Here is a 16,210-nt window from a genome sequence, read left to right as displayed (position 1 = left end):
CGTTTGTTCAATCACAGTGTTGGGCGATGTAGTTTTTGACGACGTGCGCGTCGGCCGGCAAGCTGACGACGCGCTTGGGCAGCGCCTCGATGCCGACAAAGCGCGCCGGGCGGTCGGGCTCATGGCCCAGTGCCTCGACGATGGTCTCGGCGAACTTGATGGGCAGCGCCGTCTCGAGCACCACCATCGGCACGCCGGGCGTGAGGTGCTCGCGTGCGGCCTTGAGGCCGTCTGCCGTGTGGGTGTCGATCAACGTCGCGAAGCGCTTGTCGGTGTCGCGGATCGTGGCCAGGCGGTCGGCATGGGTGCTGCGGCTGCTGCGGAAACCGAAGCGCGTCGCGGCCTCGGCAAAGGCCGGATCGGCGCTCAGGTCGAAGCGGCCACACTGGCCCAGTTCGCCTTCGAACAGCGCGCGCAGCCTGGCACCATCGCGGCCCAGCAGGTCGAACACGAAGCGCTCGAAGTTGCTGGCCTTGCTGATGTCCATCGACGGGCTCGAGGTTTCATGCGTGTCGGCCGCCGCGCGCACGCGGTAGACGCCGGTGCGGAAGAACTCGTCGAGCACGTCGTTCTCGTTGGTGGCGACCACCAGCGTGTGGATCGGCAGGCCCATCATGCGCGCCACGTGGCCGGCGCAGACGTTGCCGAAGTTGCCCGAAGGCACCGTGAAGCTTACCGGCTTGTCGTTGCTCGCGCTCGCCTGGAAGTAGCCGGCGAAGTAGTAGACCACCTGCGCCAGCAGCCGCGCCCAGTTGATCGAGTTGACCGTGCCGATCTTGTACTTGCGCTTGAAGTCGAGGTCGTTCGACACCGCCTTGACGATGTCCTGGCAGTCGTCGAACACGCCTGCGATCGCCAGGTTGTGGATGTTCGCGTCCTGCAGGCTGAACATCTGCGCCTGCTGGAATGCGCTCATGCGGCCTTCGGGCGAGGTCATGAACACGCGCACACCCTGCTTGCCGCGCATCGCATACTCGGCCGCGCTGCCGGTGTCGCCGCTGGTCGCGCCGAGGATGTTGAGTTGTTCGCCACGGCGCGCAAGCTCGTACTCGAACAGGTTGCCGAGCAGTTGCATCGCCATGTCCTTGAAGGCGAGCGTCGGGCCGTTCGACAGCGCCTCGAGGTAGACGCCGTCCTCGAGTTCGCGCAGCGGCACGATGTCGGGCGTGCCGAACACGTCTTCGGTGTAGGTCTTCGCGCACAGCGCCTTCAGGTCGGCCGCCGGAATGTCGTCGATGTAGAGCGACAGAACCTCGAACGCGAGCGCGTGGTAGGGCAGCCCGCGCCATTTCGCGAGCGTGGCGGAGTCGACCTGCGGATAGTGGTCGGGCAGGTAGAGCCCGCCATCGGGCGCCAGGCCTTCGAGCAGGATGTCGCAGAACTTGCGCGGCGTGGCATCGCCGCGGGTCGAGAGGTAGCGCATCAGCTCAGCTCTTCCTTGCGGATGCGGACGATCGGCGCCAGCACCGACGGCAGCGCCTGCAGTTCGGCCAGTGCATCGTCGACCGTGCCTTCCTTCGTGTCGTGCGTGAGGATGATCAGGTCGGTCTGGGTCGAGCCCTCGCCGCCCACTTCATCGGCCTCGCGCTGCAGCACTGCATCGATGCTGATGCCGGCATTGGCCAGCAGCCCGGTGACCCTGGCCAGCACACCGGCCTCGTCGGCCACGCGCAGGCGCAGGTAGTAGCTGGTCACGACATCGCGCATCGGCAGCACGTCGAGGTGGTCGCTCATTGCATTGGGATGGAAAGCCAGGTGCGGCACGCGCTGCGCCGCGTCGGCCGTGTGCAGGCGCGTGATGTCGACCAGGTCGGCGATCACCGCGCTGGCGGTCGGCTCGCTGCCGGCGCCCTTGCCGTAGTAGAGCGTGGTGCCGACCGCGTCGCCATGCACCACGACCGCGTTCATCGCACCTTCGACGTTGGCGAGCAAGCGCTTGGCCGGCACCAGCGCCGGATGCACGCGCAGCTCGATGCCGCCGGCGGCGCGGCGGGTGATGCCGAGCAGCTTGATGCGGTAGCCGAGCTGTTCGGCGTACTTGATGTCCTGCGCCGCAAGCTTGGTGATGCCCTCGACATGCGCCTTGGCGAACTGCACCGGGATGCCGAACGCGATCGCGCTCATCAGCGTGACCTTGTGCGCAGCGTCGACGCCTTCGATGTCGAAGGTCGGATCGGCTTCGGCATAGCCCAGGCGCTGCGCTTCCTTCAGCACGGTCGCAAAGTCGAGGCCCTTGTCGCGCATCTCCGAGAGGATGAAGTTGGTCGTGCCGTTGATGATCCCGGCGATCCACTGGATGCTGTTGGCCGTGAGGCCTTCGCGCAGCGCCTTGATGATCGGGATGCCGCCAGCCACCGCTGCCTCGAACGCGACCATCACGCCCTTGGCCTGCGCAGCTTCGAATATCTCGGTGCCATGCACGGCCAGCAGTGCCTTGTTGGCCGTGACCACATGCTTTCCGGCGGCGATGGCTTCCATCACCAGCTGCTTCGCGATGCCGTAGCCGCCGATGAGTTCGATGACGATGTCGATGTCGGGGTTGGCGATCACGGCGCGTGCGTCGCTCACCACCTGCACGCCCTCGCCCACGGCCGCGCTGGCGCGCGCGGTGTCGAGGTCGGCCACCATCGTGATCTCGATGCCGCGACCGGCGCGGCGCTTGATTTCTTCCTGGTTGCGCCGGAGCACGTTGAAGGTGCCGCTGCCGACGGTGCCGATGCCGAGCAGGCCGACCTGGATGGGTTTCATGGATTCAGTCATTGCGTGCGTTGTCGATAGCGTTCGAGAAATTTGGCGATGCGGTGGATGGCCTCGCGCAGGTCGTCTTCGTGCGGCAGGAACACGATCCGGAAATGGTGGTTGTCGGGGTAGTTGAAGCCCGAGCCCTGCACCAGCATCACCCGCGTTTCGCGCAGCACCTGCATGAAGAATTCGCGGTCGTCGGCGATCGGGTACATCGCCGGATCCAGCCGCGGAAACATGTAGAGCGCCGCATGCGGCTTGACGCAGGTCACGCCGGGAATGGCGGTGATCAGCTCGTAGGCCAGATCCCGCTGCCGGCGCAGCCGGCCACCCGGCTTCACCAGGTCATGGATGCTCTGGTAGCCGCCGAGCGCGGTCTGGATCGCCCACTGGCCCGGCACGTTGGAGCCGAGCTTCAGGTTGGCCAGCATGTTCAGGCCTTCGATGTAGTCGGCCGCATCGCTCTTGGGGCCCGACACGATCATCCAGCCGGCGCGGTAGCCGCAGGAGCGGTAGGCCTTCGACAGGGAGTTGAAGGTCAGCGTCAGCACATCGGTGGACAGGCTGGCCATGGCGGTGTGCTTGGCGTCCTCGTAGAGCACCTTGTCGTAGACCTCGTCGACCAGCAACACCAGGTTGTGCTCGCGCGCGATGGCAACCATGCCGCGCAGCAACTCGTCGGGGTACAGCACGCCGGTCGGGTTGTTGGGGTTGATGACCGCGATGCCGCGCGTGCGCGGCGTGATCTTGGTGCGGATGTCGCTCAGGCTGGGCAGCCAGCCGTTCTCTTCCTCGCACAGGTAGTGCACGGGCTTGCCGCCTGAAAGCGACACGGCGGCCGTCCAGAGCGGGTAGTCGGGTGTGGGCACCAGCAGTTCGTCGCCGTCGTCGAGCAAGGCGTTGGTCGCCATCACGATCAGTTCGCTTGCGCCGTTGCCGAGGTAGATGTCGTCGAGGGTGACGCCCTCGATGCCCTGCTGCTGCGTGTAGTGCATCACGGCCTTGCGCGCCGCGAAGATGCCCTTGCTGTCCGAGTAACCTGCCGAGTCGGGCAGGTTGCGGATCATGTCCTGCTGGATCTCTTCCGGCGCATCGAAGCCGAACGGCGCCATGTTGCCGATGTTGAGCTTGATGATCTTCTGGCCATCCTCTTCCATCTGCTTGGCGGCGTCGACGATCGGCCCGCGGACGTCATAGAGCACGTTGGCCAGCTTGGCCGATTTCTTGAGTATTTTCAAAGGCCCTCCGGGGGCAGCTGTCACAGGGGAAAACCTATAATTTGACCACAGTTCCACCCCCCTTCCGATGAAGCTCCAGCCCGACAAATCCGACGTCCAGACCCTCACAGCGCACGGCCCCGGCTGGGTCGCCATCAACAACGAGAAGGTTGAACACAGCGTGGTGCTCGGTTCGCGCGGCGAACGGTTCGAATGGAACTGCGCGCGCTTCGAGGATCTGAAGGCCGAGCACTTTGCGCAGCTGGCGTCGCTCGGTGCCGAACTCGTCATCTTCGGCAGCGGCGAGCGCATCCGCTTTCCGAAGCCGCAATGGCTGCAGTCGCTGATGGCCCGGCGCACCGGCGTGGAGACGATGGACACACCGGCAGCCTGCCGCACCTACAACATCCTGGCCGGCGAAGGGCGCCACGTGCTGGCAGCCCTCATTGTCGAGAGCCCTTCGGGTGGCTAACGAGGGGCGTTTCGGGTTAAAATCGCCGGTTGCGAACAGGCCTGCGGCCCTCAATCGGCCTCTCTTGGCCGTCAATGAGCAACGACCAATCCTCCTTCGGGAACCATAACGGAGAAAACAAGTTTCATGGCGATCGTTGTCAACAAACCCATTCCCGAATTCGAGTCTAACGCGACCGGCGGTCTGAAGGTGTCGAACACCTCCCATCTCGGTCATGTGCTGGTGATGTACTTCTACCCCAAGGACAACACACCCGGCTGCACCACCGAAGCGATGCAGTTCCGCGATCGCTACAAGGACTTCGTGAAAGCCGGTGCCACCGTTTTCGGTGTCTCGCGCGACAACATGAAGTCGCACGACGAATTCAAGGCCAAGCTCGAACTGCCGTTCGAACTGATTGCCGACACCGAAGAAAAGATGTGCCACATGTTCGGCGTGGTCAAGAACAAGATCATGTACGGCAAGAAGGTCAAGGGCATCGAGCGCAGCACCTTCCTGATCGGCGCCGACGGCATTCTCAAGGCCGAATGGCGCGGCCTCAAGGTGCCGGGCCATGTCGACGACGTGCTGAAGGCCGTCAAGGCCCTCAAAAAGGCCGCCTGAAACAGTGTTGTTTTTCTCGCCGCGAGCAGAATCGACATCGCATGGGACGTGTATAGTGGTTCCATGCCGTTGATCGCAACAACCGCGCTCCCCGAACAAAGCCGCCCGGCTCGCCAGGCGGCTTTTTCGCTTTCTGGTTCCTTCTTTTTTGCGAGCAAACCACTCCATGCCCTTGCCTCCCGCCCCCACGAAACGCGCCGCCCTGCTGACGCCCGACGCGCTCGACGCGCCAGCGCATTCGTCGTCCAAAGGCCCGCGACGCAGCGGCGGCAGCCGGCATGCGGAGGATCCGCGCAGCAACGGGCCGCAGCCGCTGGAACTGTTCGATGCGCGGCATGACGCTGCCGGCGGCGCGCCCGCTGCCGAAACCATGCGGCAGATCGAGACCAAGCCCCGGCCGGTAACGGTCGAGCGCGCACCGGAACCGCCGCAGGCCCGCGCCGAACGGGCACCGGCGCCGGCCGTGCCAGCGCCGGCCGCGCGCCCACGCGCCGCGCAACAGGACAGCCCCCGTCCGCGCCGTACCCGGTCGAACGGCATGGCCAAGTTGTTCGTGCTCGACACCAATGTGCTGCTGCACGATCCGATGTGCCTGTTCCGCTTTGAGGAACACGACATCTACCTGCCGATGATCGTGCTCGAAGAGCTCGACGGCCACAAGAAGGGCACGACCGAAGTCGCGCGCAACGGTCGCCAGACCAGCCGCACGCTCGACGCGCTGGCCGGCGCCAGGGATGCCGACATCGCCAAGGGCCTGAAGCTCGACACCACCGGCCACCGTGGCGCCGGCGGCAAGCTGTTCTTCCAGACCGAGGCACTCGACTATTCGCTGCCCACCAGCCTGCCGCAGGGCAAGGCCGATAACCAGATCCTCGGCGTGGTGCAGGCGCTACGCGACCTCTATGCCAAGGATCGGCCCGGCCATCCGAAGCAGGAAGTGGTGCTGGTGTCGAAGGACATCAACATGCGCGTCAAGGCGCGCGCGCTCGGGCTGGCGGCAGACGACTACCAGAACGACAAGACGCTCGAAGACGGCGACCTGCTCTACTCCGGCTCGCTTGCCCTGCCAGCCGATTTCTGGACGCGCCAGAGCAAAACGGTCGAAAGCTGGCAGAGCGGCAGCACCACGTTCTACCGGATCACCGGCCCGATCGTGCCGAACCTCTATATCAACCAGTTCGTCTACTTCGAAGCACCGGGCGAGCCGAGCATGTACGCCCGTGTCACCGAAATCCGCGACAAGACCGCAGTGCTCAAGACGCTGAAGGACTACGCCTCGACCAAGAATGCGGTCTGGGGCGTGTCCACCAAGAACCGCGAACAGAACTTCGCGATGAATGTGCTGATGGATCCCGAGATCGACTTCGTCACGCTCACCGGCACCGCCGGCACCGGCAAGACGCTGATGGCACTGGCCTCCGGCCTGACCCAGGTGCTCGACGACCGCCGCTACACCGAGATCATCATGACGCGTGCCACCGTGAGCGTCGGCGAAGACATCGGCTTCCTGCCCGGCACCGAAGAAGAAAAGATGGGCCCGTGGATGGGTGCACTCGACGACAACCTCGAGTTCCTGGCCAAGGGCGACGGCGGCGGTGCCGGCGAATGGGGCCGCGCGGCCACCAACGAGTTGATCCGCTCCCGCATCAAGATCAAGAGCATGAACTTCATGCGCGGCCGCACCTTCCTCAACAAGTACGTGATCGTCGACGAGGCGCAGAACCTCACGCCCAAGCAGATGAAAACGCTGATCACACGTGCCGGCCCCGGCACCAAGATCATCTGCATGGGCAACCTCGCGCAGATCGACACCCCCTACCTGACAGAAGGCTCGTCAGGCCTCACCTTCGCGGTCGACAAGTTCAAGGGCTGGCCGCACGGTGGCCACATCACGCTGGCGCGCGGCGAACGCTCGCGGCTGGCGGACTTTGCGAGCGAAGTACTCTGAACGCCTGACGCTCTCACTTTCACAGCCGCCCGCGCACGCCCTTCCGGGCGGCTCGGGCCTTTTTTTCGTCTGAAATGACAAGCTCCTGACACGACGTTGTCAGCAGCCCCCTCGCACCATCAGGGCTCCCTTCACAACCCAAGAAAGAGAGTCTGAAATGAACAACGCCATCAGTTGGTTCGAGATCCCGGTCACCGACATGGATCGCGCACAGCGCTTCTACGAAACCGTGTTGGGCCGGCCGCTGCGGCGCGAGAACTTCGGCGGTGACGTGCTGGCCGTGTTTCCGCACGAAAAGCCGGGCGTTGGCGGCGCCCTGCAAGCCGGCGGCAATGCCAGCGCAACAGCGGCGAGCGGCATCCGTGTCTACCTCGACTGCATGCCGGGCATCGACGCGGTGCTGTCGCGCATCGAGGCCGCCGGCGGTCAGATCGTGTCGCCCAAATCGGCCCTGCCGCCCGGCATGGGTTTCATCGCCCATCTGCGTGACACCGAAGGCAACGAGGTTGGCTTGCACGCACTCGCCTGAGCCCGATGAGCACTCGCACGCCACGCAACTGGATCGCGATTGCCAGCGCCGAGCATGCGCGGCTGGGACGCGACCACCGGCCGATCGGCTTCATGCAGGTCGGTCATGGCAAAGGTGCGCCGCTGACGCGCGTCGCACCGGGCGACCGGGTCGCCTACTACGCGCCGGCCACGGTGTACGGCGGCACCGACAGGCTGCAGAGCTTCGTCTCGATCGGCGTCGTGCAGCCCGGCGAACCCTACCAGGTCGACATGGGCCGCGGCTTCATACCGTGGCGACGCGATGTACGCTATGCGCCGGCGCAGGAGGCGCCGATCGCGCCGCTGATCGAGGCCTTCGACTTCGTCGAAGATCCGAAACGTTGGGGCAGCAAATTCCGCTTCGGATTGTTCGAGATCAACGACCACGACATGCAACTGATTGCCACGGCCATGCGGGCCGATGCGTTGTCACAGGGCCTTTGAACCCACTGGAGAAAAGACATGGAACCCATCCGCCAGTACCAGAACGCCTTCGCCGTTGCCGGCCTTTCGGTGCGCACCACCAACCGCGAAGAAGTCGTCCCCGGCAGTGGCCGCATCCCCGGCCTTTGGGCCCGCTTCTTCGGCGAGAACGTGATGGGCCGGACGCCGCACCGCGACACCGCGGATCTGCGCAACTTCGGCGTGTATTCGGGCTATGAATCCGATGCGCACGGCGCCTTCGATGTCACCGCCGGTGTCGCCGTCACCGAGGGTGCGACGGTGCAGGTCGAAGCCGGCGACTACCTCGTCTTCAACGCCAGCGGCGTCATGCCGCAGGCCGTGCTCGACGCCTGGGCCCAGGTCTGGCAGTACTTCGAAGCGCATCCCGAAGTAAAGCGACGCTACCGCAGCGACTTCGAGGCCTACACCAGCCCCGTCTCGGCGGTGGTCTGCATCGGCGTGGAAAGCGCGTGATGAAAAAGAGCTGGCAGGCTCGTCTCGCCAGCTACCCCGATCTGCCGAGCGTGAAGCCGATTCCCGAGGCGATGCGCAAGCGCCGCGGCGAAGGCACGATTGCCACGCCTTCGCCGCAAGAGGTCGAGGCTGCGATGCGCAGCGTGCCGGCGGGCCGCCTCGCCACGGTGTTCCGGATCGGCGAAGGCATCGCAGCGCGGCACCACGCAACGATCGGCTGCACCGTCACGACGGCGATCTTTGCGCACATGGTGGCGCACGCGGTAGCGCAGGCGCATGGAACAACAGCCTGGTGGCGCACGCTGAAGATCGGCGGCGAACTCAATCCCAAATACCCGGGAGGCATCGAGGCGCAGATGAACCGGCTCGAAGCCGAAGGCCATACCGTCGTGCAGCGCGGCAGACGCTACTTCGTCGAAGACTTCGAGAGAAAACTCGTCTGATGCGCCGTGCCGACCGCCTGTTCCAGATCGTGCAGCTCATTCGCGGGCGGCGCCTCACGACCGCGGCATTTCTCGCGCAGCGGCTCGAGGTCTCGGAGCGCACTGTGTACCGCGACGTGGCCGATCTTCAGCATCAGGGCGTACCGGTGGAAGGGGAAGCCGGTGTCGGCTATCGCCTTGGCCCTGGCTTCGACCTGCCGCCGCTGATGTTCACGCAGGACGAAGCGAGCGCACTGGTTGCGGCCGCCCGCATGGCGCAGAGCTGGGTCGACCCCGCGATGGCGCGCGACATCGAAGCCGCGCTCGGCAAGATCCTGTCGGTGCTGCCGCCGGGAGCGCGTGTGTCGGCCGAAGCCATCGCGCTCTATGCGCCGGCGCTGGCGCTCGACGACGGCGCACGGGTGCACCTGCAGGCGTTGCGCGAAGCGGTGCAGTCGCACCACAAGCTGCGGCTGACGTACCGGGACGTGAGCGACGCACCCAGCGAGCGCACGGTGCGGCCGCTCGGCTGCTTCTACTGGGGCAAGGTCTGGACGCTCTCGGCCTGGTGCGAACTGCGCAACGACTTTCGCGGCTTCCGCGTCGACCGCATCGACGGCCTCGAGGTGCTGCCGGAGCGTTTCCGCGACGAGGCCGGCAAGACGCTGGCCGACATGCTGCGCCAGGTGCGGGCGGAGCGCGATGCCACGCCATCGCTGCCCAAAAAGACATTGAGATAGCGCCTCGCGTCCACCGGACACGGGCACCGCAGCCTTGTTTATCTAGAAATCGTGGCCGCCGCCGCCGGCCAGGCTCTCGAACTTGGTGATCGGCTTCAGGAACGCCAGCTTGACGGTACCGGTCGGGCCGTTCCGCTGCTTGCTGATGATCACCTCGGCCACGCCCGGCTCCTTCGAGTCCTTGTTGTAGTAGTCGTCGCGGTAGATGAACATGATCACGTCGGCATCCTGCTCGATCGCGCCGGACTCGCGCAGGTCGCTCATCATCGGGCGCTTGTCGGTGCGCGACTCGACGCCGCGGCTCAGCTGCGACAGTGCGATCACCGGGCACTTGAGTTCCTTGGCCAGCATCTTCAAGCCGCGCGAGATTTCGCCCACCGCCGTCGCGCGGTTCTCGTCGTTCATCGCGGTCGACACGCTCATGAGCTGCAGGTAGTCGACCACGATCAGGCCGAGCTGGCCGCACTGGCGCGCGAGCCGGCGCGAGTTGGCGCGCAATTCGCTCGTGGTGAGGCCCGGCGTTTCGTCGATGTGCAGGGAGATGTTGCGCAGCTTCTCGATCGCTTCGGTCAGGCGCGGCCACTCTTCGTCGGTGAGCTTGCCGGTGCGAAGGTGGGTCTGGTCGATGCGGCCGATCGAGCCGACGATCCGCACTGCGAGTTGCGACGCGCCCATTTCCATAGAGAACACCGCCACCGGAAGGCCTTCGTTCAGCGCCACATGCTCGGCGATGTTGATGGCCAGGGCGGTCTTGCCCATCGAGGGGCGTGCCGCCAGCACGATCATGTCGCCGGCCTGGAAGCCCGAGGTCATGCGATCCAAGTCGATGAAGCCGGTCGGCACGCCCGTGATGTCGTTCGGGTTGTCCGCCATCTCGGTCACGCGGTCGAGCAGTTCGACCACCAGGGAGTCCATGCCCTGGAAGCCCTGCTTCATGCGCGAGCCTTCCTCGCCGATGTGAAAGATCTTCTGCTCGGCCTCGTCGAGGATCTTGTCGACCGCCTTGCCCTGCGTGTTGAAGGCGTTGGTCGCGATCTCGTCGGCGGCGCTCACCAGCTTGCGCAGGATCGAGCGGTCTCGCACGATCTCGGCGTAGCGGCGGATGTTGCTTGCGCTCGGCACGTACTGCGCAAGCGAGTTCAGGTACACCAGCCCGCCCATTTCGTCGGACTTGCCGATGCTCTGCAACTGCTCGAACACCGTGATCACGTCGGCCGGTTTGCTCGCGTTGACGAGACCGCCGATCGACGCGTAGATCAGCTTGTGCTCGTAGCGGTAGAAGTCACTGTCCTGCAACAGGTCACCGACGCGATCCCATGCGCCGTTGTCGAGCAGGAGCCCGCCGAGCACACTGGATTCGGCCTCGATCGAATGGGGCGGAATGCGCAATTGCGCGACCTGACGATCGTTGGACGGATCGTTGTCGGCGTAGGAGAAAACGGCGGACATGGATTTCCTTGCAACCGCACATGCTAAGCCGCATGGCGGGCAGCGTCATGGGATAACGCTGTGGATAAGCGGTGACTTTTCGGTGCAGCGCCGAGGACATCTTGTATCCCCAAAAGAACAAAGTCGCCCGAGGGCGACCTTGTTCAATTCCGGGAACACCGCGGAACCGGCTCAGCCGGACCGCAGGTGTTGTCCCCGGTAGGGGGAAGGCGGAGCGACACGAAGTGCGCGCAGCCTGGGGGCGAGCAACAGTTACGCGGTTTCGCCGTACACCGTCACGGTGATGTCGACCACCACGTCGGTGTGGAGCGCCACGCTCACGGTGCTGTCGCCGGTGACCTTGATCGGGCCGTTCGGCAGGCGCACTTGCGACTTGACCACCTTGTAGCCCTGCTTGTTGAGCTCTTCGGAGATGTCATGGTTGGTGACCGAACCGAACAGACGGCCATCGACGCCGGCCTTCTGCGTCAGCTTGATGGTTGCGCCGCCGAGCTTCTCGCCCTGCGCTTGCGACTCGGCCAGCTTGGCGGCCGCAGCCTTTTCGAGTTCGGCGCGCTTGGCGGCGAATTCGGCCTTGTTGGCTTCAGTGGCGCGGCGGGCGCGGCCCGACGGGATCAGGAAGTTGCGGGCGTAGCCGTCCTTGACCTTGACGATGTCACCCAGCGCGCCAACGTTGAGAACCTTGTCCAGAAGAATGATTTGCATGATGTGGCTCTCCTTAGACGCGATGCTGGTCGCTGTACGGAACCATCGCGAGGAAGCGGGCACGCTTGATCGCGGTGTTGAGCTGGCGCTGGTAGATCGCACGGGTGCCGGTCAGGCGCGCGGGAATGATCTTGCCGTTTTCGCCGATGAAGTCGCGCAGGGTGTCGATGTCCTTGTAGTCGATCTCTTCGACGCCGGCGACGGTGAAGCGGCAGAAGCGCTTGCGCTTGAACAGCAGCGACTGGGTATTGCGCTTCGGGCGCTTGTCTTTGTTGAATTTCTTGAACGTGGCCATGGTTGGACCTCTCGAAAATTAATCTTGCTGAAAATCCTGGATGTGCAGAACGGGATGCTTGCCATTCCCCGGAGTAGCGAGGAAGCCCTGGAAACGCCAGAGACTTCCCAAAGCCTGCCTTGCGAGCCGCTCGGCGATAGCGCCGAAGGCCACGGCCTTGAGGGCCGCCTTGACCTGCCTTGGCTTTCCGGCCTCTTCGACTGTCGACTCGTGTTCGAGCTTCAGATCGAGGGCGGGCAAACCGGCAGGCGTGTAGCGCAATGCTCCGAGTTCGGCGACGCAGGCAGTCAGCACGAGGCTGTTGGCTGCGGCAACCTTCACGCCATCAGTTGTTGTTGGCGGCGTATTCGGCTTGCTGGGCCTTGCGGGCCTCTTCGCGCTCGACCGTCTTCATCATCGACGAAGGGCCGGTGTCGGCCTTCTTCTTGACCACGGTCAGGTGGCGCAGCACGGCGTCGTTGAACTTGAACGCATGTTCCAGTTCGGCCATCACGGCTTGTTCAGCCTCGATGTTCACGCACAGGTAGTGCGCCTTGTTGAGCTTGTTGATCTGGTAGGCCAGCTGACGACGGCCCCAGTCTTCAACGCGGTGGACGTTGCCGCCGCCGGCCGTGATCAGGCCCTTGTAGCGCTCCAGCATGGCCGGAACTTGCTCGCTCTGATCCGGGTGGATCAGCAAAATGATTTCATAGTGACGCATGGCACTCCTTGTGGATCTTCCCGGGGGAAGGGATAAAGCCACCCGCAGCGTCCGAATCGCGGTGTGGCAAGGTAAAGCCCATGATTATAGCAAGCAAAAGCGCCTCGAGGCGTTCCGCCGCGGCAGCAAGGCGCCAGCGGCCTCAGCCGAGCAGTGCGCGATCGAACTCGGCCGCCTTGTCGGGGCCAACTGCCGCGCGGATCTTGGGCGCCAGCGCGAGCAGTTCTTCGTAGTTGCTCGTGCCCTCGACCGACAGGTTGAGGCGGAAACCACGCAGGCCGAGGCTGCCCGACAACCGGGTCGCGATGGGATACGCATCCTTGTAGCGCTGCTGGGGCGAGCGCGCGCCGTCGGCAGGCGCGGCGGCAGGGGCCGGCACCGCCGCAAGCGCGGGCCTGGGTGTCGGTGCGGCAACCGGTGGAGGTTCGGCTTGCGCGACCGGTGCAGACGCTGTCACGACCGGGGCACCGTCCAGCGGGCCCAGCAGGCCCAGTTCGATCATCTGGTCGAGGTCTTCTCGTTCGATGCTCATGCCGGCGGCCTGCACTTCCTCGATCGTGCGCTTGCCGTCACAGAGGATGAACGCCGAACGCTGTCGCGGCGTGAGCCGAACCGTGCGATCCCTGAATGCCTGTTGGCCGGCTTCCGTCTTCACAAGAATCATGGCTTCCCCTTACGCGAGTCACTCGCAAACACCACGGCAGGATCCGTTTCGCCCTGCTGGCAAATGGCAACTGCCTCCCCGGTAACGCCAAAGTGTGACACCAAAAGGACGGTCGGTTGCAAATTGACACATGCTGACAGGGAAATTACAGCCCGCGCGTGACGGATTGCGTGGTGCGGGCGACACGTTGTGTCGCCTCGCACCCTCAGGGGCCCCCGTGCGGGGTCAGCGGGTGGCCAGTTGCTGCCAGGTGTCGATCACGCTGTCGGGATTGAGCGAAATCGACTCGATCCCCTGCTCCGCCAGCCACAGCGCGAAGTCCGGGTGGTCGCTCGGGCCCTGGCCGCAGATGCCGACATACTTGCCCTGCGCCTTGCAGGCCTTGATGGCGCGGCTCAACATGGCCTTGACGGCCGGATCGCGCTCGTCGAAGTCGGCCGCCAGCAATTCGAGCCCCGAATCGCGATCCAGGCCCAGCGTGAGCTGGGTCAGGTCGTTCGAGCCGATCGAGAAACCGTCGAAGAACTGCAGGAACTCGTCGGCCAGGATCGCGTTGCTCGGCACCTCGCACATCATGATGATCTTGAGTTCGTTCTCGCCGCGCTTCAGGCCTTCCGCGGCGAGCAGGCCAGTCACACGCTCGGCCTGCTTCAGGGTGCGCACAAAGGGCACCATGATCTGCACGTTGGTAAGACCCATGTCATTGCGCACGCGCTTGAGCGCCTCGCACTCCATGAGGAAGGCTTCGCGGAATTCCTCGCTGACATAGCGTGCGGCGCCGCGGAAGCCCAGCATCGGGTTTTCTTCTTCGGGCTCGTAGCGCGAGCCGCCGATCAGCTTGCGGTATTCGTTCGACTTGAAGTCCGACAGTCGCACGATCACCGGCTTGGGCCAGAACGCGGCGCCGATGGTGGCGATGCCTTCGGCCACCTTGTCGACGTAGAAGGCGCGCGGCGAGGCGTGGCCACGGGCCACCGACTCGACCGCCTTCTTCAGATCGGCATCGACGTTCGGGTAGTCGAGGATCGCCTTCGGATGCACGCCGATGTTGTTGTTGATGATGAATTCGAGCCGCGCCAGGCCCACACCGTGGTTCGGCAGCTGCGCGAAGTCGAACGCGAGTTGCGGGTTGCCGACGTTCATCATGATCTTGAGGTCGATCGGCGGCATTTCGCCGCGCGTCACCTCGGTCACTTCGGTTTCGAGCAGGCCGTCGTAGATGAAGCCGGTGTCGCCCTCGGCGCAGCTCACTGTGACCAGCGTGCCTTCTTTCAGCAGGTCGGTCGCGTCGCCGCAGCCGACCACGGCCGGAATGCCGAGTTCGCGCGCGATGATCGCCGCGTGGCAGGTACGCCCGCCGCGGTTGGTGACAATGGCGGCGGCGCGCTTCATCACCGGCTCCCAGTTGGGGTCGGTCATGTCGGTGACGAGCACGTCACCGGCCTGCACCTTGTCCATCTCGCTGATGTTGTGCACGAGGCGCACCGGGCCGGTGCCGATCTTCTGGCCGATCGCGCGGCCTTCGGCCAGCACGGCGCCGCGGCCCAGCAGCTTGTAGCGCTGCTCGGCCTTGCCCTGCTGCTGGCTCTTCACGGTTTCGGGCCGCGCCTGCAGGATGTAGAGCAGGCCGTCAGTGCCGTCCTTGCCCCATTCGATGTCCATCGGGCGGCCGTAGTGCTCTTCGATGACCAGCGCGTATTTGCCGAGCAATTCGACGTCGGCGTCGCTCAGCGAATAGCGGTTGCGCTGCTCGGCAGGCACATCGGTGGTCTTCACCAGCTTGCCCGATGCCTTCTTTTCTTCCGGCGTCGCGAACTCCATCTGGATCAGCTTGGAGCCGAGATTGCGGCGGATCACCGCGCGCTTGCCGGCCTTGAGCATCGGCTTGTGCACATAGAACTCGTCCGGGTTCACGGCGCCCTGCACCACCGTCTCGCCGAGCCCGTAGCTCGAGGTGATGAACACCACGTCCTCGAAACCCGATTCGGTGTCGATCGTGAACATCACGCCGGCCGCGCCCAGGTCGGAGCGCACCATGCGCTGCACGCCCGCCGAGAGCGCCACCACGTCATGCGCGAAACCCTTGTGCACGCGGTAGCTGATCGCGCGATCGTTGTAGAGCGAGGCGAACACCTCTTTCATCTTGTGCAGCACGTCGTCGATGCCGACCACGTTGAGGAAGGTCTCTTGCTGGCCGGCAAACGATGCATCGGGCAAGTCTTCCGCCGTGGCCGAGGAGCGCACCGCGAAGCTCGCTTGCGGGTTGCCCGCGCTCAGCGTCGCGAACGCCTCGGCAATCGCCTTCTGCAGGTCGGCCGGAAACGGCTGGGCCTCGACCATGGCGCGGATTTCGGCACCGACCTTGGCCAGCGCGCGCACGTCCTCGGTATCCAGTTTGGCCAGCGCTGCGCTGATCTTGTCGGCTAGGCCGTCGTGCGCCAGGAATTGGCGAAACGCGTGCGCCGTGGTCGCGAAGCCTGTCGGAACGCGCACGCCCTGCGGCAACTGGGAAATCATCTCGCCGAGGCTGGCGTTCTTGCCGCCGACCGACTCGACGTCGGTCATCCTCAGGTTCTCAAACGGTACGACCAGGGCGGTCGCTTCAAAGAGTGCAGACATGGGAAAGCTCCAGAAGTTAAAACCGGTGCGTCATGCCGGCAGCGGCGCACGATCGTTGTCGTTGCTTGGGGTGCGGTCGCGGTGGGCATGGGAAGAAATCGGATGTGGGGGAAGCGGATTCCCCATAATTGGCCCGAATTGTAGGCGCCGCACCATTTGCGCGCCGC

General features: G+C 64.7%; 18 protein-coding genes. 8 read left to right on the top strand and 10 right to left on the bottom strand.

Going from position 1 to position 16,210, the window contains the following annotated elements; all coding sequences use genetic code 11:
* Positions 1-7: 7 nt before the first annotated feature.
* The 3 genes from thrC to QTI05_RS16400 are packed head-to-tail and all read right to left on the bottom strand — an operon-like array spanning position 8 to position 3,980.
* Positions 8-1,423: a threonine synthase gene (gene thrC, locus QTI05_RS16410; RefSeq protein ID WP_286622246.1), complete on the bottom strand. Its 1,416-nt coding sequence runs from the start codon at positions 1,421-1,423 to the stop codon at positions 8-10.
* Positions 1,423-2,748, bottom strand: a complete 1,326-nt coding sequence (locus QTI05_RS16405) for a homoserine dehydrogenase (RefSeq protein ID WP_286622245.1) — start codon at positions 2,746-2,748, stop codon at positions 1,423-1,425. The genes thrC and QTI05_RS16405 overlap by 1 nt, the downstream gene beginning before the upstream one ends.
* Positions 2,749-2,756: 8 nt before the next feature.
* Complete coding sequence (locus QTI05_RS16400; protein WP_286546034.1) at positions 2,757-3,980, bottom strand: pyridoxal phosphate-dependent aminotransferase; 1,224 nt, start codon at positions 3,978-3,980, stop codon at positions 2,757-2,759.
* Between the two features lie 67 nt (positions 3,981-4,047).
* On the opposite strand from QTI05_RS16400, the gene QTI05_RS16395 reads away from it, so the two are divergent.
* The 8 genes from QTI05_RS16395 (at position 4,048) to QTI05_RS16360 (ending at position 9,611) form a co-directional block, all read left to right on the top strand.
* A complete protein-coding gene (locus tag QTI05_RS16395; RefSeq protein ID WP_286622244.1) occupies positions 4,048-4,431 on the top strand; it encodes an Mth938-like domain-containing protein in 384 nt (127 codons plus the stop codon).
* A gap of 126 nt (positions 4,432-4,557) precedes the next feature.
* On the top strand, positions 4,558-5,034 hold the full coding sequence (locus QTI05_RS16390; protein WP_183027129.1) for a peroxiredoxin: 477 nt from the start codon (positions 4,558-4,560) through the stop codon (positions 5,032-5,034).
* A 166-nt stretch (positions 5,035-5,200) separates the two neighbouring features.
* Positions 5,201-6,982, top strand: a complete 1,782-nt coding sequence (locus tag QTI05_RS16385; protein ID WP_286546027.1) for a PhoH family protein — start codon at positions 5,201-5,203, stop codon at positions 6,980-6,982.
* Positions 6,983-7,139: 157 nt separating this feature from the next.
* A complete protein-coding gene (locus QTI05_RS16380; RefSeq protein WP_286622243.1) occupies positions 7,140-7,511 on the top strand; it encodes a VOC family protein in 372 nt (123 codons plus the stop codon).
* A gap of 5 nt (positions 7,512-7,516) precedes the next feature.
* A complete protein-coding gene (locus QTI05_RS16375) occupies positions 7,517-7,975 on the top strand; it encodes an EVE domain-containing protein (RefSeq protein ID WP_286622242.1) in 459 nt (152 codons plus the stop codon).
* A gap of 18 nt (positions 7,976-7,993) precedes the next feature.
* Positions 7,994-8,449: a GyrI-like domain-containing protein gene (locus QTI05_RS16370; protein ID WP_286622241.1), complete on the top strand. Its 456-nt coding sequence runs from the start codon at positions 7,994-7,996 to the stop codon at positions 8,447-8,449.
* Positions 8,449-8,892: an MGMT family protein gene (locus QTI05_RS16365; RefSeq protein WP_286622240.1), complete on the top strand. Its 444-nt coding sequence runs from the start codon at positions 8,449-8,451 to the stop codon at positions 8,890-8,892. Before QTI05_RS16370 ends, QTI05_RS16365 begins: the two co-directional genes overlap by 1 nt.
* Complete coding sequence (locus QTI05_RS16360; protein ID WP_286546015.1) at positions 8,892-9,611, top strand: helix-turn-helix transcriptional regulator; 720 nt, start codon at positions 8,892-8,894, stop codon at positions 9,609-9,611. The genes QTI05_RS16365 and QTI05_RS16360 overlap by 1 nt, the downstream gene beginning before the upstream one ends.
* A 42-nt stretch (positions 9,612-9,653) precedes the next feature.
* Here the strand turns inward: QTI05_RS16360 and dnaB are convergent, their stop codons facing one another.
* The 7 genes from dnaB to ppsA form a co-directional block, all read right to left on the bottom strand.
* Positions 9,654-11,060 carry a replicative DNA helicase gene (gene dnaB / locus QTI05_RS16355; protein ID WP_286546012.1) on the bottom strand — a complete coding sequence of 469 codons (1,407 nt, stop codon included), beginning with the start codon at positions 11,058-11,060 and terminating at the stop codon, positions 9,654-9,656.
* A 252-nt stretch (positions 11,061-11,312) separates the two neighbouring features.
* Positions 11,313-11,765, bottom strand: a complete 453-nt coding sequence (gene rplI / locus QTI05_RS16350; RefSeq protein WP_286546011.1) for a 50S ribosomal protein L9 — start codon at positions 11,763-11,765, stop codon at positions 11,313-11,315.
* A 13-nt stretch (positions 11,766-11,778) separates the two neighbouring features.
* Positions 11,779-12,060: a 30S ribosomal protein S18 gene (gene rpsR / locus QTI05_RS16345; RefSeq protein ID WP_286546009.1), complete on the bottom strand. Its 282-nt coding sequence runs from the start codon at positions 12,058-12,060 to the stop codon at positions 11,779-11,781.
* A gap of 18 nt (positions 12,061-12,078) precedes the next feature.
* Positions 12,079-12,381 (bottom strand): primosomal replication protein N, encoded by a 303-nt coding sequence (priB, locus tag QTI05_RS16340; protein WP_286622239.1) that lies wholly within the window; start codon positions 12,379-12,381, stop codon positions 12,079-12,081.
* A gap of 4 nt (positions 12,382-12,385) precedes the next feature.
* Entirely contained in the window at positions 12,386-12,760 is a 375-nt protein-coding gene (gene rpsF, locus QTI05_RS16335) for a 30S ribosomal protein S6 (protein WP_286546004.1), read from the bottom strand.
* Between the two features lie 142 nt (positions 12,761-12,902).
* Complete coding sequence (locus QTI05_RS16330; protein WP_286622237.1) at positions 12,903-13,424, bottom strand: hypothetical protein; 522 nt, start codon at positions 13,422-13,424, stop codon at positions 12,903-12,905.
* Between the two features lie 225 nt (positions 13,425-13,649).
* A complete protein-coding gene (gene ppsA, locus QTI05_RS16325; protein ID WP_286545999.1) occupies positions 13,650-16,043 on the bottom strand; it encodes a phosphoenolpyruvate synthase in 2,394 nt (797 codons plus the stop codon).
* Positions 16,044-16,210 lie beyond the last annotated feature (167 nt).

The sequence above is a fragment of the Variovorax fucosicus genome (genome assembly GCF_030316825.1).
Lineage (GTDB): Bacteria > Pseudomonadota > Gammaproteobacteria > Burkholderiales > Burkholderiaceae_C > Variovorax > Variovorax fucosicus.
This window is presented reverse-complemented; position numbering and strand designations above follow the sequence as displayed.

Bases quoted from the DNA above. Each gene is read 5' to 3' on its own strand.
- QTI05_RS16385 (WP_286546027.1), top strand. From the start codon at position 5,201: ATGCCCTTGCCTCCCGCCCCCACGAAACGCGCCGCCCTGCTGACGCCC.
- ppsA (WP_286545999.1), bottom strand. From the start codon at position 16,043: ATGTCTGCACTCTTTGAAGCGACCGCCCTGGTCGTACCGTTTGAGAAC.
- rplI (WP_286546011.1), bottom strand. From the start codon at position 11,765: ATGCAAATCATTCTTCTGGACAAGGTTCTCAACGTTGGCGCGCTGGGT.
- QTI05_RS16360 (WP_286546015.1), top strand. From the start codon at position 8,892: ATGCGCCGTGCCGACCGCCTGTTCCAGATCGTGCAGCTCATTCGCGGG.
- rpsR (WP_286546009.1), bottom strand. From the start codon at position 12,060: ATGGCCACGTTCAAGAAATTCAACAAAGACAAGCGCCCGAAGCGCAAT.
- QTI05_RS16405 (WP_286622245.1), bottom strand. From the start codon at position 2,748: ATGAAACCCATCCAGGTCGGCCTGCTCGGCATCGGCACCGTCGGCAGC.
- dnaB (WP_286546012.1), bottom strand. From the start codon at position 11,060: ATGTCCGCCGTTTTCTCCTACGCCGACAACGATCCGTCCAACGATCGT.
- QTI05_RS16380 (WP_286622243.1), top strand. From the start codon at position 7,140: ATGAACAACGCCATCAGTTGGTTCGAGATCCCGGTCACCGACATGGAT.
- rpsF (WP_286546004.1), bottom strand. From the start codon at position 12,760: ATGCGTCACTATGAAATCATTTTGCTGATCCACCCGGATCAGAGCGAG.
- QTI05_RS16390 (WP_183027129.1), top strand. From the start codon at position 4,558: ATGGCGATCGTTGTCAACAAACCCATTCCCGAATTCGAGTCTAACGCG.
- thrC (WP_286622246.1), bottom strand. From the start codon at position 1,423: ATGCGCTACCTCTCGACCCGCGGCGATGCCACGCCGCGCAAGTTCTGC.
- QTI05_RS16375 (WP_286622242.1), top strand. From the start codon at position 7,517: ATGAGCACTCGCACGCCACGCAACTGGATCGCGATTGCCAGCGCCGAG.
- QTI05_RS16365 (WP_286622240.1), top strand. From the start codon at position 8,449: ATGAAAAAGAGCTGGCAGGCTCGTCTCGCCAGCTACCCCGATCTGCCG.
- QTI05_RS16370 (WP_286622241.1), top strand. From the start codon at position 7,994: ATGGAACCCATCCGCCAGTACCAGAACGCCTTCGCCGTTGCCGGCCTT.
- QTI05_RS16395 (WP_286622244.1), top strand. From the start codon at position 4,048: ATGAAGCTCCAGCCCGACAAATCCGACGTCCAGACCCTCACAGCGCAC.
- QTI05_RS16330 (WP_286622237.1), bottom strand. From the start codon at position 13,424: ATGATTCTTGTGAAGACGGAAGCCGGCCAACAGGCATTCAGGGATCGC.